Annotated in this window: 17 protein-coding genes; all 17 read left to right on the top strand. The window is 69.8% G+C overall.

Going from position 1 to position 20,277, the window contains the following annotated elements:
* The first annotated feature begins 125 nt into the window (after positions 1-125).
* Entirely contained in the window at positions 126-1,934 is a 1,809-nt protein-coding gene (locus tag ACWFR3_RS02350; RefSeq protein WP_453732797.1) for a DUF5941 domain-containing protein, read from the top strand.
* Entirely contained in the window at positions 1,931-2,668 is a 738-nt protein-coding gene (locus tag ACWFR3_RS02345; protein ID WP_453732625.1) for a phosphocholine cytidylyltransferase family protein, read from the top strand. Before ACWFR3_RS02350 ends, ACWFR3_RS02345 begins: the two co-directional genes overlap by 4 nt.
* Positions 2,656-3,720: an iron-containing alcohol dehydrogenase family protein gene (locus ACWFR3_RS02340; RefSeq protein WP_453732624.1), complete on the top strand. Its 1,065-nt coding sequence runs from the start codon at positions 2,656-2,658 to the stop codon at positions 3,718-3,720. The genes ACWFR3_RS02345 and ACWFR3_RS02340 overlap by 13 nt, the downstream gene beginning before the upstream one ends.
* Positions 3,698-4,477, top strand: a complete 780-nt coding sequence (locus tag ACWFR3_RS02335; protein WP_453732623.1) for a CDP-alcohol phosphatidyltransferase family protein — start codon at positions 3,698-3,700, stop codon at positions 4,475-4,477. Before ACWFR3_RS02340 ends, ACWFR3_RS02335 begins: the two co-directional genes overlap by 23 nt.
* 20 nt (positions 4,478-4,497) lie before the next feature.
* The gene (locus ACWFR3_RS02330; RefSeq protein ID WP_453732796.1) at positions 4,498-5,370 is read left to right on the top strand and encodes a glycosyltransferase family 2 protein; all 873 of its coding nucleotides are present in this window, start codon (positions 4,498-4,500) and stop codon (positions 5,368-5,370) included.
* Positions 5,371-5,465: 95 nt separating this feature from the next.
* Positions 5,466-6,401 carry an ABC transporter permease gene (locus tag ACWFR3_RS02325; protein WP_453732622.1) on the top strand — a complete coding sequence of 312 codons (936 nt, stop codon included), beginning with the start codon at positions 5,466-5,468 and terminating at the stop codon, positions 6,399-6,401.
* On the top strand, positions 6,376-7,179 hold the full coding sequence (locus tag ACWFR3_RS02320) for an ABC transporter ATP-binding protein (protein ID WP_453732795.1): 804 nt from the start codon (positions 6,376-6,378) through the stop codon (positions 7,177-7,179). The genes ACWFR3_RS02325 and ACWFR3_RS02320 overlap by 26 nt, the downstream gene beginning before the upstream one ends.
* A gap of 345 nt (positions 7,180-7,524) precedes the next feature.
* The gene (gene hpnC / locus ACWFR3_RS02315; RefSeq protein ID WP_453732621.1) at positions 7,525-8,430 is read left to right on the top strand and encodes a squalene synthase HpnC; all 906 of its coding nucleotides are present in this window, start codon (positions 7,525-7,527) and stop codon (positions 8,428-8,430) included.
* Positions 8,427-9,377, top strand: a complete 951-nt coding sequence (hpnD, locus tag ACWFR3_RS02310; protein WP_453732620.1) for a presqualene diphosphate synthase HpnD — start codon at positions 8,427-8,429, stop codon at positions 9,375-9,377. The genes hpnC and hpnD overlap by 4 nt, the downstream gene beginning before the upstream one ends.
* Before the next feature lie 40 nt (positions 9,378-9,417).
* A complete protein-coding gene (hpnE, locus tag ACWFR3_RS02305) occupies positions 9,418-10,899 on the top strand; it encodes a hydroxysqualene dehydroxylase HpnE (RefSeq protein WP_453732794.1) in 1,482 nt (493 codons plus the stop codon).
* A complete protein-coding gene (locus ACWFR3_RS02300) occupies positions 10,896-12,026 on the top strand; it encodes a polyprenyl synthetase family protein (RefSeq protein WP_453732619.1) in 1,131 nt (376 codons plus the stop codon). The genes hpnE and ACWFR3_RS02300 overlap by 4 nt, the downstream gene beginning before the upstream one ends.
* A gap of 103 nt (positions 12,027-12,129) precedes the next feature.
* The gene (gene shc, locus ACWFR3_RS02295; protein ID WP_453732618.1) at positions 12,130-14,124 is read left to right on the top strand and encodes a squalene--hopene cyclase; all 1,995 of its coding nucleotides are present in this window, start codon (positions 12,130-12,132) and stop codon (positions 14,122-14,124) included.
* A complete protein-coding gene (locus ACWFR3_RS02290; RefSeq protein WP_453732617.1) occupies positions 14,124-14,774 on the top strand; it encodes a phosphorylase family protein in 651 nt (216 codons plus the stop codon). The genes shc and ACWFR3_RS02290 overlap by 1 nt, the downstream gene beginning before the upstream one ends.
* A gap of 5 nt (positions 14,775-14,779) precedes the next feature.
* Complete coding sequence (gene hpnH / locus ACWFR3_RS02285; RefSeq protein ID WP_453732616.1) at positions 14,780-15,802, top strand: adenosyl-hopene transferase HpnH; 1,023 nt, start codon at positions 14,780-14,782, stop codon at positions 15,800-15,802.
* Positions 15,803-15,806: 4 nt separating this feature from the next.
* Entirely contained in the window at positions 15,807-16,973 is a 1,167-nt protein-coding gene (gene ispG, locus ACWFR3_RS02280) for a flavodoxin-dependent (E)-4-hydroxy-3-methylbut-2-enyl-diphosphate synthase (RefSeq protein WP_453732615.1), read from the top strand.
* A 25-nt stretch (positions 16,974-16,998) separates the two neighbouring features.
* On the top strand, positions 16,999-18,879 hold the full coding sequence (gene dxs, locus ACWFR3_RS02275) for a 1-deoxy-D-xylulose-5-phosphate synthase (RefSeq protein WP_453732614.1): 1,881 nt from the start codon (positions 16,999-17,001) through the stop codon (positions 18,877-18,879).
* Entirely contained in the window at positions 18,876-20,261 is a 1,386-nt protein-coding gene (locus ACWFR3_RS02270; protein WP_453732613.1) for an aspartate aminotransferase family protein, read from the top strand. Before dxs ends, ACWFR3_RS02270 begins: the two co-directional genes overlap by 4 nt.
* Positions 20,262-20,277: the final 16 nt, after the last annotated feature.

Genomic DNA, 20,277 nt, shown 5'->3' with positions numbered 1-20,277 from the left:
AACGCCTGCTTCCAATCATCCGATAGCCTCTGCCGACGTGCCGCCCGGCCCCTTTCGGCCAGGGGCGCCCCTCGTCAAGCACGTGCCCGGCGCGAGCCGCGCCGGCAATCAAGGAGTGAGTTCGTCTGTCGACCGCCATCCTGACCGGTCAGCCGGTCCCCGGGTCGCCGCTCGAAGGCGATCTGCGGTCCCTGGGGTTTGACGTCCGGGTCGCATCCGACGCGGCGGACACCGAGACACTGCTCGCCGCCGTCCCGGCCGGACAGCGGGTCGCGGTCGTCGACGCGCGCTTCGTGGGCCACGTCCATGCCCTGCGCCTCGGCCTCACGGACCCGCGCTTCCCGGCATCGGCCGTCACCGGCGCCGTCACCGCACAGCCCGAGGCCAGGGCCGACCTGACGCGCGCCCTCGGCGCCACCACCGGCTCCGGCAACGGCGGCGGCTCGGCTCTCGCTGTCGACGCGATCGCCGATCACGTCGCCGAGGCGATCGAAGCCGGCGGCCGAGCGCTCCACCGCCCCGACCTCGGCACCCTCGTCGCCACCGTGCCCAGCGATCCGCAGACGCGCAACGAGGCACGCCAGGCCGTCGCCGCCGTGGACGACGAAGCCGTACGCCTGCGCACGGCCGTCAAGTCGCGGGACGGCTTCTTCACGACGTACTGCATCTCCCCCTACTCGCGCTACATCGCCCGCTGGTGCGCGCGCCGCGGCCTGACCCCGAACCAGGTCACCACCGCCTCGCTGCTGGTCGCCCTGATCGCGGCGGGCTCCGCGGCCACCGGCACCCGCGCCGGCTTCGTCGCGGCCGGCCTCCTTCTGCTCTTCTCCTTCGTCCTGGACTGCACGGACGGGCAGCTCGCCCGCTACTCCCTGCAGTACTCGACGCTCGGCGCCTGGCTGGACGCGACCTTCGACCGCGCCAAGGAGTACGCCTACTACGCGGGCCTGGCGCTTGGTGCGGCGAACGCCACGGGCGACGACGTCTGGGCGCTCGCACTCGGCGCGATGGTCCTGCAGACCTGCCGGCACGTCGTGGACTTCTCCTTCAACGAGGCGAATCACGACGCGACCGCCAACACCAGCCCCACCGCGGCCCTCTCGGACAAGCTCGACAGCGTCGGCTGGACGGTCTGGCTGCGCCGGATGATCGTGCTCCCGATCGGTGAACGCTGGGCGCTGATCGCCGTGCTCACCGCCGTGACCACCCCGCGCATCACCCTGGTCGTGCTGCTCATCGGCTGCGGCCTCGCCGCCTGCTACACCACGGCGGGCCGTGTCCTGCGCTCGCTGACCCGCAGGGCCACCCGCACCGACCGCGCCGCACAGGCACTGGCGGACCTCGCCGACACCGGGCCGCTCGCGTCCGCCTTCGCGGCGCTCAGGAGCGTCCCGCTGCCCGCGCCGGTCGTCGCCTTCACGGGCGGCGCGGTGGTGACCGGTGTGGCCGCCTTCACGTCGTACGGCAGCCCGTGGGTCGTCGTCGCCGCGGTGATCTACGTCGTCACCTCGGGTCTCGCCGTCGCCCGCCCCCTCAAGGGCCCCCTTGACTGGCTGGTGCCGCCGTTCTTCCGCGCGGCCGAGTACGGCACGATCCTGCTGATCGCCGCCAAGGCGGACGTGAACGGCGCCCTGCCCGCGGCTTTCGGACTGGTGTCCGCCGTCGCCTACCATCACTACGACACGGTGTACCGCATCCGCGGCGACGCCGGCGCCCCTCCGCACTGGCTGGTGCGGGCGATCGCCGGACACGACGGCAGGACCCTCGTGGTCGCTGTCGCCGCCGCCCTGTTCACCGGCACAGATTTCACCGTCGCGCTCACGGCACTGGCCGGGGTCGTGGCACTTGTGGTGCTCGTCGAGAGCATCCGCTACTGGGTGACCGCTCACAAGCGCGGCGCACCCGCCGTACACGATGAAGGAGAACCCGCATGATCGGCCTTGTGCTGGCGGCCGGCGCCGGACGGCGTCTTCGCCCCTACACCGACACGCTTCCCAAGGCCCTGGTGCCGGTCGACGGTGACACCACCATCCTCGACCTGACCCTCGGCAACTTCGCGGAGATCGGTCTGACCGAGGTCGCGATCATCGTCGGTTACAAGAAGGAAGCGGTCTACGACCGCAAGGCGGCGCTCGAGGCGAAGTACGGCCTCAAGCTCACGCTGATCGACAACGACAAGGCCGAGGAGTGGAACAACGCCTACTCCCTCTGGTGCGGTCGTGACGCGATCAAGCACACGGTGATCCTCGCCAACGGCGACACCGTGCACCCGGTCTCCGTCGAGAAGACGCTGCTCGCCGCCCGCGGCGAAGGCAAGAAGATCATCCTCGCCCTCGACACGGTGAAGAACCTCGCCGACGAGGAGATGAAGGTCATCGTGGACCCCGAGAAGGGCGTCCAGAAGATCACCAAGCTGATGGACCCGGCGACCGCCACCGGTGAGTACATCGGTGTCACGCTCATCGAGGGCGACGCCGCCGAGCAGCTGGCCGACGCCCTGAAGACGACCTTCGAGCGCGACCCCGACCTCTACTACGAGGACGGCTACCAGGAGCTCGTCAACCGCGGCTTCAAGGTCGACGTGGCCCCCATCGGCGACGTCACGTGGGTCGAGATCGACAACCACGAGGACCTCGCCAAGGGCCGGGAGATCGCGTGCCAGTACTGACGAGGCTCATCCCCTCGCCGGTCGTCGTGGACATCCGGCCGGGGGCGCTCAACGACCTGGCCGGGGTCCTGGCCGACCAGCGGATCTGCTCGTCAACCGGCAAGCTCGCCGTCGCCATCAGCGGCGGCTCCGGCGCGGTCCTGCGCCAGCGGCTCGAACCGTCGCTGCCCACCGCCGAGTGGTTCGAGGTCGGCGGCGGCACGCTCGACGACGCCATCAAGCTCGCCGACGCCATCAAGAAGGGCCGCTACGACGCGGTCGTCGGCCTCGGCGGCGGCAAGATCATCGACTGTGCCAAGTTCGCCGCAGCGCGGGTCGGCGCGCCGCTGGTCGCCGTCGCGACGAACCTGTCGCACGACGGTCTGTGCTCGCCGGTCGCCACGCTCGACAACGACGCGGGCCGCGGCTCGTACGGAGTCCCGAACCCCATCGCGGTCGTCATCGACCTCGACGTGATCCGTGAGGCTCCCGTGCGCTTCGTGCGTTCGGGCATCGGTGACGCCCTGTCCAACATCTCCGCGATCGCGGACTGGGAGCTCGCGGCGCGTGAGCGCGGCGAGGACATCGACGGCCTCGCGGCCGCCATGGCGCGCCAGGCCGGCGAAGCGGTCCTGCGCCACCCCGGTGGTGTCGGCGACGACGGCTTCCTGCAGGTCCTGGCCGAGGGCCTGGTCCTCACCGGTATCGCGATGTCCGTGTCGGGCGACTCCCGCCCGGCGTCCGGCGCCTGCCACGAGATCAACCACGCCTTCGACCTCCTCTTCCCCAAGCGCGCGGCGAGCCACGGCGAGCAGTGCGGCCTGGGCGCGGCCTTCGCGATGTTCCTGCGCGGAGCCAAGGAGGAGTCCGCGTACATGGTGGAGGTGCTGCGCAGGCACGGTCTGCCCGTGACGCCGGAGGAGATCGGCTTCACCGTGGACGAGTTCGTCCAGGTCGTGGAGTACGCCCCGCAGACGCGCCCCGGGCGCTACACGATCCTCGAGCACCTCAATCTGAATTCCGACCAGATCAAGGACGCATACGCCGACTATGCCAAGGCCATCGGTAGCTGAACTCCGCCCCGTCGTTCACCCCGCAGGGGTGAAGGACCGGCGCAGCGGTGAGCACTGGGCGGGACGCCTGTACATGCGAGAGATCTCGCTGCGCTGCGACCGCTACCTGGTGAACACCAGGATCACGCCCAACCAGCTCACGTATCTGATGACCGTGGCCGGCGCCCTGGCCGCCCCGGCGCTTCTGGTGCCGGGGATCACGGGCGCCGTGCTCGGCGTGATCATGGTCCAGCTGTATCTCCTGCTCGACTGCGTCGACGGCGAGATCGCCCGCTGGCGCAAGCAGTACTCGATGGCCGGGGTCTACCTCGACCGGGTCGCCGCCTATCTGTGCGACGCCGCGGTCCTGGTCGGCTTCGGGCTGCGCGCCGCCGACCTGTGGGGCTCGGGCCGCATCGACTGGCTGTGGGCCTTCCTCGGCACGCTCGCCGCGCTCGGCGCCATCCTGATCAAGGCGGAGACCGACCTCGTCGGTGTCGCCCGGCACCAGCAGGGCCTCGCGCCGGTCAAGGAGTCGGCCTCCGAGCCGCGCTCCTCCGGCATGGCGCTGGCCCGCAAGGCCGCCGGCGCCCTGAAGTTCCACCGGCTCGTGCTCGGCATCGAGGCGTCGCTGCTCATCCTGGTCCTCGCGATCGTGGACCAGGTGCGGGGCGACCTGTTCTTCTCGCGGCTCGGTGTCGCGGTCCTCGCCGGAATCGCCCTGCTGCAGACCCTGCTGCACCTCGTGTCCATCCTCGCCTCCAGCAGGCTCAAGTGAGTGCGGCGGGGAGCCGGCCCCTGAAGGTCGGCGCGGTCATCATCACCATGGGCAACCGGCCGCAGGAGCTGCGCGCCCTGCTCGACTCGGTCGCCAAGCAGGACGGCGACCCGGTCGAGGTGGTGGTCGTCGGCAACGGCGCCCCCGTGCCCGACGTCCCCGAGGGCGTGCGCACCGTCGAGCTGCCGGAGAACCTCGGCATTCCCGGCGGCCGCAACGTCGGCATCGAGGCGTTCGGCCCCGGCGGCACCGAGGTCGACGTCCTCCTCTTCCTCGACGACGACGGCCTCCTTGCCAACATGGACACGGCCCAGCTGTGCCGCGAGGCGTTCGCCGCCGACTCGAAGCTCGGCATCATCAGCTTCCGCATCGCGGATCCGGACACGGGGGAGACCCAGCGCCGCCACGTGCCGCGCCTTCGTGCCTCCGACCCGATGCACTCCTCGCGCGTGACGACCTTCCTCGGCGGCGCCAACGCCGTCCGTACGAAGGTCATCGCCGAGGTCGGCGGGCTGCCCGACGAGTTCTTCTACGCCCACGAGGAGACCGACCTCGCCTGGCGTGCGCTGAACGCGGGCTGGATGATCGACTACCGCGCCGACATGGTGCTCTTCCACCCGACGACCGCCCCCTCGCGGCACGCGGTCTACCACCGGATGGTCGCGCGCAACCGGGTCTGGCTCGCACGCCGGAATCTGCCCGCGCTCCTGGTCCCGGTCTACCTCGGGGTGTGGATGCTCCTGACCCTGGCCAGGAAGCCCTCGGGCCCCGCGCTCAAGGCCTGGTTCGGCGGGTTCAAGGAGGGCTGGACGACGCCTTGCGGACCTCGCAGGCCGATGAAGTGGCGTACGGTGTGGCGCCTGACCCGACTGGGCCGACCTCCTGTCATCTGAGAAGCTCGGGTCTGAGAGCATCTGGGCCATACCCCGGTCCCTGGCCCATGCCTACGCCCGACCGGCTGCGCATCTGAAGACGAAAGTTTCCACTCGTGAGTGAGACAACGCATGACGGCGGAGTCGCGGTGACCGCGCCTCCGTCGCCCGATGACGGGCTCTCCCGGGCCGATCTCGCCGCCAAGTACGGTCTGACCGTCAGCGGCGCACGGCCCGGACTTTTCGAGTACGTCCACCAGCTCTGGGGACGGCGCCACTTCATCCTCGCCTTCTCCCAGGCGAAGCTGACCGCCCAGTACAGCCAGGCCAAGCTCGGCCAGCTGTGGCAGGTGGCGACGCCGCTCCTGAACGCCGCGGTCTACTTCCTCATCTTCGGTCTGATCCTGGAAGCGGACCGGGGCTTCGAGCGTGAGGTCTACATCCCGTTCCTGGTCACCGGTGTCTTCGTCTTCACCTTCACGCAGTCCTCGGTGATGGCGGGTGTCCGGGCGATCGCGGGCAACCTCGGTCTGGTGCGCGCGCTGCACTTCCCGCGGGCCTCGCTGCCGATCTCCTTCTCGTTGCAGCAGCTCCAGCAGCTGCTGTTCTCGATGATCGTGCTGTTCGTCATCACGATCGGCTTCGGCAGCTACCCCAAGCTGTCGTGGCTGCTGATCGTTCCGGCCCTCGCCCTGCAGTTCCTGTTCAACACGGGCCTGGCGATGATCATGGCCAGGCTGGGCAGCAAGACCCCCGACCTCGCTCAGCTGATGCCGTTCGTGATGCGTACGTGGATGTACGCGTCCGGCGTGATGTTCTCCATCCCGGTCATGCTCAAGGGCAAGCCGGAGTGGATCGCCGACATCCTGCAGTGGAACCCGGCGGCCATCTACATGGACCTGATGCGCTTCGCGCTGATCGACGGGTACGGCATCGAGTACCTCCCGTTGGGTTACTGGACCTGGGCGATCGCCGCGGGCTGGGCCGTGCTGGTCGCCGTCGGCGGCTTCGTGTACTTCTGGAAGGCTGAGGAGCGTTACGGCCGTGGCTGACGAACCCGGCGTCGACAGGACGCACATCCCCACCGTCATCGCCGACGAGCTGCACATCGTCTACCGCGTGAACGGCGCCAAGACGGGCAAGGGCAGCGCCACCTCCGCACTGAGCCGCATCCTCAAGCGCGGCGAGGAGCGGGGCGTGCGCAAGGTGCACGCCGTGCGCGGCGTCAGCTTCACCTCCTACCGAGGCGAGGCCATCGGCCTGATCGGCTCGAACGGCTCCGGCAAGTCGACCCTGCTGCGCGCCATCGCGGGCCTGCTGCCCGCCGAGAAGGGCAAGGTCTACACCGACGGCCAGCCCTCGCTGCTCGGCGTCAACGCGGCCCTGATGAACGACCTGACGGGCGAGCGCAACGTCATACTCGGCGGGCTCGCGATGGGCATGACACGCGAGCAGATCAGGGACCGCTACCAGGAAATCGTCGATTTCTCGGGCATCAACGAGAAGGGTGACTTCATCACCCTGCCGATGCGTACCTACTCCTCGGGCATGGCGGCCCGCCTGCGCTTCTCCATCGCGGCCGCCAAGGATCACGACGTACTGATGATCGACGAGGCGCTGGCGACCGGCGACCGCAAGTTCCAGAAGCGCTCCGAGGCCCGCATCCGCGAGCTGCGCAAGGAGGCCGGCACGGTCTTCCTCGTCAGTCACAACAACAAGTCCATCCGTGACACCTGCGACCGCGTCCTTTGGCTGGAACGCGGCGAGCTGCGCATGGACGGGCCGACCGACGAGGTCATCAAGGAGTACGAGAAGTTCACGGGCAAATAGCCCCTCTCGTACACCCGAATGAGACAAGGCCTCGCCGGAGTCAACCCGGCGGGGTCTTTCTGCGTCCTGAGTCTTCGACCACCTCAGTGGTCCCGCCGGGCCCCTCAAGTCCCTTGCGCCCGGGGAAGATTGACGCCAATCGGTGTGTTGTTGTGATGCGCGGAACACCCCGACGATGCACGCTGCGTTGTACAACGTAAGCTGTACCGGTGCTGATTCGCGGCAAGTGGGGCGATATCGCGCGGCGCCCCGGCTCATGGCACGGTCCGCCTCGCGGAGGGCCGGGCGGCGTGTCCGAAATAGGATGTATTGGGTCGGCAGTGTAGAACGGGAGATGTGACGGCAATGGCTACGGATGATCTCCAGCTACGCGATGCATCCGCCGTCCTCGCGAAGGCCGCGGACGAGAACTTCCCCGTGGCGCCCTTCTTCCTGCCCCGCGCCTGGCGCGCCGACCTCATGGCCGTCTACGGCTACGCCCGCCTCGTCGACGACATCGGCGACGGCGACCTGGCCCCCGGCGGCGCAGACGCCCGCTATCTGGGCGTCGACCCCGGGGCCGCCGACGACCGGGTCGCCCTGCTGGACGCCTTCGAGGCCGACCTGCACCGGGTCTTCGGCGCGGCGTCCGGCGAGCCCCGCCACCCCCTGCTGCGCGCCCTGCGGCCCACCGTGCGCCGCTGCGGCCTCACGCCCGAACCCTTCCTGGGCCTGATCGCGGCCAACCGCCAGGACCAGCTCGTCGCCCGCTACGAGACCTACGACGACCTCCTCGCCTACTGCGAGCTGTCCGCGAACCCCGTGGGCCGCCTCGTCCTCGGCATCACCGGCACCGCGACCCCGGAGCGGATCCGCCGCTCGGACGCGGTGTGCACCGCCCTCCAGATCGTCGAGCACCTGCAGGACGTCGCCGAGGACCTGGAGCGGGACCGCATTTACCTGCCCGCCGAGGACATGAAGCGATTTCATGTCCAGGAGCGGGATCTGGCCGCACCGACGGCAGGCGCATCGGTGCGCGCGCTGGTTGCATATGAAGCAGAACGCGCCCGCTGCCTCCTGAATGAAGGAACCCCCTTGGTGGGTAGCGTCCACGGCAGGCTGAAGGTGCTGCTTGCGGGCTTCGTGGCTGGGGGGAGGGCGGCGGTCCACGCGATCGCCGCCGCCGGATACGACGTACTTCCAGGACCGCCCAAGCCCGCCAAGCCGCGTTTGCTGCGTGAGGTGGGAGCGGTTCTGCGAGGAGAGGGGTGAGCCGGACCGTGGAGTCAGGCCCGAACGTGTCCGCGCCGGTACTCGCCGCATACAGCTACTGCGAGGCCGTCACCGGACAGCAGGCACGCAATTTCGCGTACGGCATCAGGCTGCTTCCGATGCCCAAGCGCCGCGCCATGTCGGCGCTCTACGCCCTCTCGCGGCGCGTGGACGACATCGGCGACGGCGCGCTCGCCCCGGACGTCAAGGCCGAGCGCCTCGACGAGACCAGGGAGCTGCTCGTCCGCATTCGCGAGGGGCAGGTGGACGAGGACGACACCGACCCGGTGGCGGTCGCCCTCGCCCATGCCGCCGCGCACTTCCCCATCCCGCTCGGCGGTCTCGACGAGCTCATCGACGGCGTCCTGATGGACGTCCGCGGTGAGACGTACGAGACGTGGGAGGACCTCAAGGTCTACTGCCGGTGTGTGGCCGGGGCCATCGGGCGGCTCTCGCTCGGCGTGTTCGGTACGGAGCGGGGGGCGCTCAATGCCGAGCGCGCGCCGGAGTACGCGGACACGCTCGGCCTCGCGCTCCAACTGACCAACATCCTGCGCGACGTTCGCGAGGACGCGGAGGACGGTCGCACCTACCTGCCCGCCGACGACCTCGCCAAGTTCGGGTGCTCCGCCGGGTTCTCGGGCTCGGAGCCGCCCGCCGGGTCCGACTTCGCCGGGCTCGTGCACTTCGAGGTGCGCAGGGCGCGCGCCCTCTTCGCCGAGGGGTACCGCCTTCTCCCCATGCTCGACCGGCGCAGCGGGGCCTGTGTCGCCGCCATGGCGGGCATCTACCGGCGGCTCCTCGACCGCATCGAGCGGGAGCCGGAGGCGGTCCTGCGGGGCCGTGTCTCGCTGCCGGGACGTGAAAAGGCGTATGTCGCCGTGCGCGGTCTCTCGGGCCTGGATGCGCGCACCATCTCCCGACAGACCATCAGGAGGCGTACTTGATGGGCATCCACGGCAGATGCGGCGAACGTAGGACAACCTCCTGCAACCGGCGGGCAACCCTCCGCTCCGCCCCGGCGTCCCAGACTGCAACGGCCGAGGGGGAAAGAGCATGAAGGACGACGGCATGCGATCGGCTGAGGAGGCCGACGGCGAAGCAGGACGGGGGGCCGCCGTGGTGGTCGGCGGAGGTCTCGCCGGCATCACCGCGGCGCTGTCCCTCGCCGACGCGGGACTGCGCGTCACGCTGCTCGAAGGACGGCCGCGCCTGGGCGGGCTCGCCTTCTCCTTCAAGCGCGGCGAGCTGACCGTCGACAACGGCCAGCACGTCTATCTGCGCTGCTGCAACGCCTACCGCTGGTTCCTCGACCGCGTCGACGGAGCAGCTCTCGCGCCCCTGCAGGAACGTCTCGACGTGCCCGTGCTCGACGCCGGCCTGAACCGGCTCGGACGGCTTCGCCGCACCGCGCTGCCCGTGCCGCTGCACCTGGCGGCAAGCCTCGCCACGTATCCGCACCTGTCGCTCGCGGAGCGCGCCAACGTGGGCCGCGCCGCGCTCGCCCTCAAGGGACTCGACCCGGCCGACCCCAAGCTCGACGGCCAGGACTTCGGCAGCTGGCTCGCCGCTCACGGTCAGTCGGCGCGTGCGATCGAGGCCCTGTGGGACCTCGTCGGTGTGGCCACGCTGAACGCCGTCGCGGGGGACTCCTCGCTCGGACTCGCCGCGATGGTCTTCAAGACCGGGTTGCTCTCACAGCCGGGCGCCGCCGACATCGGCTGGGCACGCGTGCCCCTCGGTGATCTCCATGACACGCTCGCCCGCAAGGCGCTCGACTCCGCGGGCGTGCGAACCGAACTGAGGACACGAGTCACCTCCATCTCCCGTACGGAAAACGGGAGTTGGAAGGTCGAAGTTCCCGGCGAGGTAATCGAGGCGGAAACGGTCGTGCTCGCCGTGCCGCAACACGAGACGCACGACCTGCTCCCCGATGGCGCGCTCGACGAGCCCGACCGGCTCCTCGACATCGACACCGCGCCGATCCTCAACATCCACGTCGTGTACGACCGCAAGGTCCTCAAGCGGCCCTTCTTCGCGGCCATCGGCTCGCCGGTCCAGTGGGTCTTCGACCGGACCGACGCCTCCGGGCTCACCGAGGGCCAGTACCTCGCGCTGTCCCAGTCCGCCGCCCATGACGAGATCGACGCTCCCGTCGCCGCGCTGCGCGAGCGCTATCTGCCGGAGCTCGAGCGGCTGCTGCCCGCCGCGCACGGCGCGGAGGTACGGGACTTCTTCGTGACCCGGGAGCGTACGGCGACGTTCGCGCCGACTCCCGGAGTGGGCCGGCTGCGGCCCGGTGCTCGCACCAAGGCTCCCGGCCTGTACCTGGCCGGGGCGTGGACCGCCACCGGGTGGCCCGCGACCATGGAGAGCGCCGTCCGCAGTGGCATCAGTGCCGCCGGGGCAGCCCTCTCCGCGCTGGACCGACCACGTGACCACCTCTTCGACGTCGAGGAGGCCGCGTGAAGCCAGACCTTCTGGGGTCAGTTCCCCAGGAATTCAGCTCCGGAACAAGAGGAGAGACTGTGCCGACTGTGCCCTCGGCCGAATCGGCTGCCGACACGGTGGACGTGACCTCACTGCTCGAGCGCGGAAGGACGTTGGCCACCCCGGTGCTGCGATCGGCCGTGGACCGTCTCGCGCCGCCCATGGACACCGTCGCCGCCTACCACTTCGGCTGGATCGACGCCGAGGGCAACCCGGCGGACGGCGACGGCGGCAAGGCCGTGCGTCCCGCGCTCGCCCTGCTCTCCGCGGAAGCCGCCGGCGCCGCGCCGGAAGTCGGCGTACCCGGAGCTGTCGCCGTCGAGCTGGTGCACAACTTCTCGTTGCTGCACGACGATCTGATGGACGGCGACGAGCAGCGCCGCCACCGCGACACGGTGTGGAAGGTGCACGGCCCCGCGCAGGCCATCCTCGTCGGCGACGCCCTCTTCGCGCTCGCCAACGAGATCCTCCTGGAGATCGGCACCGTCGAGGCGGGCCGCGCCACGCGCCGCCTGACCACCGCGACCCGCGCCCTGATCGACGGCCAGGCGCAGGACATCTCCTACGAACACCGCGAGCGGGTCACCGTCGAGGAGTGCCTGGAGATGGAGGGCAACAAGACCGGCGCCCTCCTCGCCTGCGCGGTCTCCATCGGCGCCGTACTCGGCGGCGCCGACGACCGCACCGCCGACGTCCTGGAGAAGTACGGCTACCACCTCGGCCTCGCCTTCCAGGCCGTGGACGATCTGCTCGGCATCTGGGGCGACCCGGAGTCCACCGGCAAGCAGACCTGGAGCGACCTTCGCCAGCGCAAGAAGTCGCTGCCGGTCGTGGCCGCGCTCGCCGCCGGCGGCCCCGCGTCCGAGCAGCTCGGCGAGCTGCTCGCGGCCGACGCCAAGAGCAACGACTTCGACAGCTTCTCCGAGGAGGAGTTCGCCGCGCGTGCCGCCCTGATCGAGCAGGCGGGCGGCCGCGAGTGGACCGCCGAGGAGGCCCGGCGCCAGCACACCATCGCCATCGAGGCGCTCGACACCATCGAGATGCCGGAGCGGGTACGGGCCCAGCTCGTCGCGCTCGCCGACTTCGTCGTCGTACGGAAGAGATGATCACTATCGGGCAGATATAGCGCTCGCAGTCGCCGGCCGGCGCCCAGCGCGTCGGCCGACGGCGGACCCACAGCAGAGAAGACGACTGCACGAAGGGGAAGCCATGACAGCGACGACCGACGGAAGCACCGGAGCGGTGACGCCCCGCGCACCTTCGGCCAGCCAGCCACTCGACACGACCGCCGCGCCGCCGGGGCCACTTGACGCCGCCGCGCGCGCCATACAGCGCTCCACCGATTTCCTGCTCTCGCAGCAGGACGCCGCGGGCTGGTGGAAGGGCGACCTCGACACGAACGTGACGATGGACGCCGAAGACCTGCTGCTCCGTCAGTTCCTGGGCATCCGGGACGAGGAGACCACCCGCGCCGCCGCGCTCTTCATCCGCGGCGAGCAGCGCGAGGACGGCACCTGGGCCACGTTCTTCGGCGGCCCCGGCGAACTCTCCACCACCATCGAGGCGTACGTCGCGCTGCGTCTGGCGGGCGACGCCCCGGACGACCCGCACATGGCGAAGGCCTCCGCCTGGATCCGCGACCAGGGCGGCATCGCCGAGAGCCGCGTCTTCACCCGCATCTGGCTCGCCCTGTTCGGCTGGTGGAAGTGGGACGACCTGCCCGAACTCCCGCCGGAGCTCATCTACTTCCCCAAGTGGCTGCCCCTCAACATCTACGACTTCGGATGCTGGGCCCGCCAGACGATCGTGCCGCTCACGATCGTCTCCGCCAAGCGCCCCGTCCGCCCCGCGCCCTTCGCCCTGGAGGAACTGCACAGCGACGCACGCGTGCCGAACCCGGACAAGCCCCTGGCTCCCGTGGGCAGTTGGGACGGAGTGTTCCAGCGGCTCGACAAGGCGCTGCACCTCTACCGCAAGGTCGCCCCGCGCCGGGTGCGCAAGGCCGCAATGAACAGCGCCGCCCGCTGGATCATCGAGCGCCAGGAGAACGACGGCTGCTGGGGAGGCATCCAGCCGCCGGCCGTCTACTCCGTGATCGCGCTGCATCTGCTCGGCTACGACCTTCAGCACCCGGTCCTCAAGGCCGGCCTCGCGTCGCTCGACCGGTTCGCGGTCTGGCGCGAGGACGGCGCCCGGATGATCGAGGCGTGTCAGTCGCCGGTCTGGGACACCTGCCTGGCCACCATCGCGCTCGCCGACGCCGGTGTGCCCGCCGACCACCCGCAGCTCATCAAGGCGGCCGACTGGATGCTCGGCGAGGAGATCGTGCGGCCCGGCGACTGGTCCGTACGCAGGCCCCAACTGGCCCCGGGTGGCTGGGCGTTCGAGTTCCACAACGACAACTACCCCGACATCGACGACACCGCCGAAGTCATCCTGGCCCTGCGCCGGGTCGAACACCCCGACCGCCCGCGCATGGAGAACGCGATCTCCCGCGGAGCGCGCTGGACCCTGGGCATGCAGTCCAGGAACGGCGCCTGGGCCGCCTTCGACGCCGACAACACCAGCCCGTTCCCCAACCGGCTGCCGTTCTGCGACTTCGGCGAGGTCATCGACCCGCCGTCGGCCGACGTCACCGGACACGTCGTCGAGATGCTCGCCATCGAGGGCAAGTCTCACGACCCGCGCACCCGCCGCGGCATCGAGTGGCTACTCGCCGAACAGGAGCCGGACGGCTCGTGGTTCGGCCGCTGGGGCGTCAACTACGTCTACGGAACAGGGTCCGTGGTCCCCGCGCTCACCGCGGCGGGCCTGCCCGCCTCGCACCTCGCGCTGCGCCGCGCCGTCAACTGGCTGGAGTCCGTGCAGAACGACGACGGCGGCTGGGGCGAGGACCTGCGCTCCTACCGCTACGAGGAGTGGCGGGGCCACGGCGTCTCCACCGCCTCGCAGACCGCCTGGGCGCTGCTCGCGCTGCTCGCGGCAGGCGAACGGGACTCCAAGGCGGTGGAGCGGGGCATCGCCTGGCTCGCCGAGGCGCAGCGGGCCGACGGCTCCTGGGACGAGCCGTACTTCACCGGCACCGGCTTCCCCTGGGACTTCTCCATCAACTACCACCTCTACCGGCAGGTTTTCCCGCTCACCGCCCTCGGCCGGTACGTCAACGGAGAGCCGTTCGCGGGCCTCTCCGTCAAGGGGGGTTGATGGAGCGGACCCCGGCCGCCCAGGGCCCCGCACCGCTGCTGATCGCCTGCGCGCTCGGCATCGAGCACCTCGCCCTGCGCACGGGAGACCGCACGGGCGCCGCCGGGCAGGTCACCATGGTCCGTACGGGCATGGGCCCCAAGAACGCCGAGCGTGCCGTCACCGGCGCCCTCGGCAAGGAACCGCTGCGCCACGCCGCCGTCGTGGCCACCGGCTTCTGTGCCGGGCTCGTCCCCGGCATGCACCCCGGCGATCTGGTCGTCGCCGACCAGACCCGCGACGCACACGGCCACACGTCCTGCGTCGGCACCGATCTGCTGGTCAAGGAGCTGATGCGGGCCCTGCCCGGCCGCACCGTGCACACCGGCCCGCTGACCGGCTCCGACCACGTCGTACGCGCACACGAACGCGCCGGCCTGCTCGCCACGGGCGCGATCGCGGTGGACATGGAGTCCGCCGCGACGCTGCACAGCGCGATGCGGGCGGGACAACGGCCGGTTGCCGCCGTCCGGGTGGTCGTGGACGCCCCACAGCACGAACTCGTCCGCATCGGCACCGTGCGCGGTGGAATATCGGCTTTCCGCGTTCTTCGTGCCGTGCTTCCCGCATTTTTCGAATGGCACCGTTCTTCTTTGCTCCCTCGGAGGTGAGCCAGATGGCCATGCCGCTGCGCCAGACCATCAAGGTCGCGACGTATCTCTTTGAACAGAAGCTCCGCAAGCGTGACAAGTTTCCGCTGATCGTCGAGTTGGAGCCGCTCTTCGCGTGCAACCTCGCGTGCGAGGGATGCGGAAAGATCCAGCACCCGGCCGGTGTGCTCAAACAGCGCATGCCGGTGGCCCAGGCCGTGGGCGCCGTACTCGAATCCGGTGCGCCGATGGTGTCCATCGCCGGCGGCGAGCCGCTGATGCACCCTCACATCGACGAAATTGTCCGGCAGTTGGTGGCGAAGAAGAAGTACGTCTTCCTCTGCACCAACGCCATGCTGCTGCGCAAGAAGCTGGAGAAGTTCACGCCTTCCCCGTACTTCGCGTTCGCCGTGCACATCGACGGCATGCGCGAGCGGCACGACGAATCCGTCGCGAAAGAGGGCGTGTTCGACGAGGCCGTTGCGGCCATCAAGGAAGCCAAGAAGCACGGTTTCCGGGTGACCACCAACTCCACCTTCTTCAGCAACGACACGCCGCAGAACATCATCGAGGTCCTCAACTTCCTCAATGACGAGCTGCAGGTCGACGAGATGATGCTGTCGCCCGCCTACGCCTACGAGAAGGCGCCGGACCAGGAGCACTTCCTGGGCGTCGAGCAGACCCGCGAACTGTTCAAGAAAGCCTTCGCGGGCGGCAACAGGCTGCGGTGGCGCCTGAACCACTCACCCCTGTTCCTCGACTTCCTGGAGGGCAAGGCGGACTTCCCGTGCACCGCGTGGGCGATCCCGAACTACTCGCTCTTCGGCTGGCAGCGCCCCTGCTACCTGATGAGCGACGGGTACGTCCCCACGTACAAGGAGCTCATCGAGGAGACCGACTGGGACAAGTACGGCCGCGGCAAGGACCCGCGTTGCGCCAACTGCATGGCGCACTGCGGTTACGAGCCGACCGCCGTCCTCGCCACCATGGGCTCTCTCAAGGAGTCCATCCGCGCCGCCCGTGAGACGGTCTCCGGAAACCGCGGGTGACGTGATGACCCCTGGAACGCCTGTCGCACTGGGCCTTCCTGAGCTGCCGGTCCGGCCGATCGCCGAGCGTCGCCTCTCGCGGCGCATCGAGGTCGGACCGGTGGCCGTGGGGGGCGGTGCACCGGTGTCGGTGCAGTCGATGACGACGACGCGTACGTCCGACATCGGGGGGACCCTTCAGCAGATCGCGGAGCTGACCGCGTCCGGCTGTCAGATCGTGCGGGTCGCGTGCCCGACGCAGGACGACGCGGACGCGCTCGCGACCATCGCGCGCAAGTCGCAGATCCCGGTGATCGCCGACATTCACTTCCAGCCGAAGTACGTCTTCGCGGCGATCGACGCGGGTTGTGCCGCGGTCCGGGTGAACCCGGGCAACATCAAGCAGTTCGACGACAAGGTCAAGGAGATCGCGCGGGCCGCGAACGATGCGGGTACGCCGATCCGGATCGGTGTCAACGCGGGTTCGTTGGACGCGCGCCTGCTCCAGAAGTACGGCAAGGCCACCCCGGAGGCGCTCGTCGAGTCCGCCCTGTGGGAGGCGTCGCTCTTCGAGGAGCACGGCTTCAGCGACATCAAGATCTCGGTCAAGCACAACGACCCGGTGGTCATGGTCAACGCCTACCGCCAGCTCGCCGCGGCCTGCGACTACCCCCTGCACCTCGGCGTGACCGAGGCCGGACCGGCCTTCCAAGGCACGATCAAGTCGGCGGTGGCCTTCGGCGCGCTGCTGAGCGAAGGCATCGGCGACACGATCCGCGTCTCCCTCTCGGCCCCGCCGGTGGAGGAGATCAAGGTCGGCATCCGGATCCTGGAGTCCCTGAACCTGCGCCAACGGCGCCTGGAGATCGTCTCCTGCCCGTCCTGCGGCCGTGCCCAGGTAGATGTGTACAAGCTGGCCGAAGAGGTCACGGCGGGTCTGGACGGCATGGAAGTGCCGCTGCGCGTCGCGGTCATGGGGTGTGTCGTGAACGGGCCGGGGGAGGCCCGTGAGGCGGATCTCGGTGTCGCGTCCGGCAACGGCAAGGGGCAGATCTTCGTCAAGGGCGAGGTCATCAAGACCGTCCCCGAGTCGAAGATCGTGGAGACCCTCATCGAAGAGGCGATGAAGATCGCCGCCCAGATGGAGGACGACGGCGTCACCTCAGGGATGCCCGACGTCACCGTGAGCTGAGTTCAACCACAGAGGGGGCCCGAGCATGACCATCCTGGAAACCATTCGGGGGCCGCGCGACCTGAAGGCACTGACCGAGACCGAGCTCGACGAACTGGCCGAGGAGGTACGGGAGTTCCTGGTGCACGCGGTCGCCAGGACCGGAGGTCACCTCGGGCCCAATCTCGGGGTGGTGGAACTCTCCATCGCCCTGCACCGGGTCTTCGAGTCGCCGCTCGACCGCATCGTCTGGGACACCGGCCACCAGAGCTACGTACACAAACTCCTGACCGGCCGGCAGGACTTCTCCAAGCTGCGCGGCAAGGGCGGCCTCTCCGGCTACCCCTCGCGCGCCGAGTCCGAGCACGACATCGTCGAGAACAGCCACGCATCGACCGCGCTCGGCTGGGCCGACGGCCTGGCCAAGGCCCGCGAGGTCCTGGGGGAGCGCGGGCACGTCGTCGCCGTCATCGGCGACGGCGCGCTGACCGGCGGCATGGCCTGGGAGGCGCTCAACAACATCGCCGCCGCCAAGAACCGGCCGCTGATCATCGTCGTCAACGACAACGAGCGTTCGTACGCCCCCACCATCGGCGGCCTCGCCAACCACCTCGCCACGCTGCGCACCACCGACAGCTACGAACAGGTCCTGGCCTGGGGCAAGGACATACTCCAGCGCACACCCGTCGTCGGACACACGCTGTACGAGTCGCTGCACGGCGCCAAGAAGGGGTTCAAGGACGCCTTCGCGCCGCAGGGCATGTTCGAGGACCTGGGCCTGAAGTACGTCGGGCCGATCGACGGGCACGACACCGGAGCCGTCGAGTCGGCACTGCGACGAGCGAAACGCTTCCACGGCCCCGTCATCGTCCACTGCCTCACCGAGAAGGGCCGCGGCTACGAGCCCGCGCTCGCCGACGACGCCGACCGTTTCCACACCGTCGGCGTGATGGACCCGCTGACCTGCGAACCGCTCGCACCGTCCAACGGGCCGACCTGGACCTCGGTGTTCGGCGAGGAGATCGTACGCATCGGGGCCGAGCGCCAGGACGTGGTCGCCATCACCGCGGCCATGCTGCACCCGGTCGGCCTGACCAAGTTCGCCGAGGCCTACCCCGACCGCGTGTGGGACGTCGGCATCGCGGAACAGCACGCCACGGTCTCTGCGGCCGGGCTCGCGACAGGCGGCCTGCACCCCGTCGTCGCCGTCTACGCCACCTTCCTCAACAGGGCCTTCGACCAGTTGCTGATGGACGTGGCGCTGCACGAGTGCGGCGTCACCTTCGTCCTGGACCGTGCGGGCGTCACCGGTGTCGACGGAGCCTCGCACAACGGCATGTGGGACATGTCGATCCTCCAGGTCGTGCCGGGTCTGCGGATCGCGGCGCCGCGCGACGCCGACCAACTGCGCCTGCAACTGCGGGAGGCGGTCGCCGTGGACGACGCACCCACGCTCCTGCGCTTCCCCAAGGAATCGGTGGGACCCGCGATCCCCGCCGTGGACCGGATCGGCGGCATGGACGTGCTCAGCCACGACCCCGACGCGGACGTGCTGCTCGTGGCGGTCGGCGTGATGGCGCCCGTATGCCTGCAGGCCGCCGAGCTGCTGCGGGAGCGGGGGCTCGCCTGCACCGTGGTCGACCCGCGCTGGGTCAAGCCGGTCGACCCCGAACTGCCCGCACTCGCCGCCGGGCACCGTGTCGTGGGCGTCGTCGAGGACAACAGCCGGGCGGCCGGGGTCGGCTCGGCCGTCGCCCTCGCGCTCTCGGAGGCCGAAGTCGACGTACCCGTACGGCGGTTCGGCATTCCCGAGCAGTTCCTCGCGCACGCCAAGCGCGGCGAGGTGCTCGCGGACCTCGGGCTCACGCCCGTCGAGATCGCGGGGCGGATCAGCGCCACCCTCGCAGCCAAGGAGCACACAGCATGACCAAGGAGTTCGACCTCGGCAGACTCCTCGCCGAGCGGGGCGCCGAGCGCTACGAACTGCACGCGCGGCACCTGAACCACCAACTGCCGCGCATGCTGCACACCATCGGCTTCGACAAGGTCTACGAGCGGGCCGAGGGCGCGTACTTCTGGGACGCGGAAGGCAACGACTACCTCGACATGCTCGCCGGCTTCGGGGTGATGGGCCTGGGCCGCCACCACCCCGTCGTACGCAAGGCGCTGCACGACGTCCTGGACGCCTCGCTCGCCGATCTGACGCGCTTCGACTGCCAGCCGCTGCCCGGACTCCTCGCCGAGAAGCTGCTGACCCACAGCCCGCACCTGGACCGGGTGTTCTTCGGCAACAGCGGCACGGAGGCCGTCGAGACCGCGCTGAAGTTCGCGCGGTACGCGACGGGCAGACCCAGGGTGCTGTACTGCACGCACGCCTTCCACGGCCTGACGACGGGCTCCCTCTCGGTCAACGGCGAGTCCGGCTTCCGGGACGGGTTCGCACCGCTGCTCCCCGACACGGCGATCCCGCTCGGCGATCTGGACGCCCTGCGCACGGAGCTGAAGAAGGGCGACGTGGCCGGGCTGATCCTGGAACCCATCCAGGGCAAGGGCGTGCACGAGACGCCGCCCGGCTATCTGCGCGCGGCCCAAGAGCTGCTGCACCAGCACAAGGCGCTGCTCATCGCCGACGAGGTGCAGACCGGCCTCGGCAGGACCGGCGACTTCTACGCCTACCAGCACGAGGAAGGCGTCGAGCCGGACCTGGTGTGCGTCGCGAAAGCGTTGTCGGGCGGCTATGTGCCGGTGGGCGCGACCATCGGCAAGGACTGGATCTTCAAGAAGGTCTTCTCGTCCATGGACCGGGTGCTCGTGCACTCGGCGAGCTTCGGGTCCAACGCGCAGGCCATGGCGGCCGGGCTCGCGGTCCTGTCCGTCATGGACGACGAGCGGACCGTCGACAACGCGCGCGTGACCGGCGACCTGCTCAAGTCCCGCCTCGGCGCGCTCGTAGACCGCTATGAGCTGCTGAGCGAGGTGCGCGGCCGCGGCCTGATGATCGGCATCGAGTTCGGGCGGCCCAAGTCGCTCAAGCTGCGCAGCCGCTGGACGATGCTGCAGGCGGCACGCAAGGGCCTCTTCGCGCAGATGGTGGTCGTGCCGCTGCTGCAGAAGCACCGCATCCTCACCCAGGTCTCCGGCGACCATCTGGAGGTCATCAAGCTGATCCCGCCGCTGACCGTCGGAGAGCGGGAGGTCGACCGTTTCGTGGAGGCCTTCACCGCGGTGATGGACGAGGCGCACAGCGGGGGCGGCCTCATGTGGGACTTCGGCAAGACGCTGGTGAAGCAGGCGGTCGCGAACCGCTGAGGTGCAGCGGGCGAGA

This window comes from Streptomyces sp. NPDC055189, assembly GCF_053606765.1.
This window is presented reverse-complemented; position numbering and strand designations above follow the sequence as displayed.

Excerpts from the sequence above, each read along its gene's own strand:
- ACWFR3_RS02345 (WP_453732625.1), top strand. The coding sequence starts at position 1,931 with ATGATCGGCCTTGTGCTGGCGGCCGGCGCCGGACGGCGTCTTCGCCCC.
- ACWFR3_RS02335 (WP_453732623.1), top strand. The coding sequence starts at position 3,698 with ATGCCAAGGCCATCGGTAGCTGAACTCCGCCCCGTCGTTCACCCCGCA.
- hpnC (WP_453732621.1), top strand. The coding sequence starts at position 7,525 with ATGGCTACGGATGATCTCCAGCTACGCGATGCATCCGCCGTCCTCGCG.
- shc (WP_453732618.1), top strand. The coding sequence starts at position 12,130 with ATGACAGCGACGACCGACGGAAGCACCGGAGCGGTGACGCCCCGCGCA.
- ACWFR3_RS02290 (WP_453732617.1), top strand. The coding sequence starts at position 14,124 with ATGGAGCGGACCCCGGCCGCCCAGGGCCCCGCACCGCTGCTGATCGCC.
- hpnH (WP_453732616.1), top strand. The coding sequence starts at position 14,780 with ATGGCCATGCCGCTGCGCCAGACCATCAAGGTCGCGACGTATCTCTTT.
- ispG (WP_453732615.1), top strand. The coding sequence starts at position 15,807 with ATGACCCCTGGAACGCCTGTCGCACTGGGCCTTCCTGAGCTGCCGGTC.
- dxs (WP_453732614.1), top strand. The coding sequence starts at position 16,999 with ATGACCATCCTGGAAACCATTCGGGGGCCGCGCGACCTGAAGGCACTG.
- ACWFR3_RS02270 (WP_453732613.1), top strand. The coding sequence starts at position 18,876 with ATGACCAAGGAGTTCGACCTCGGCAGACTCCTCGCCGAGCGGGGCGCC.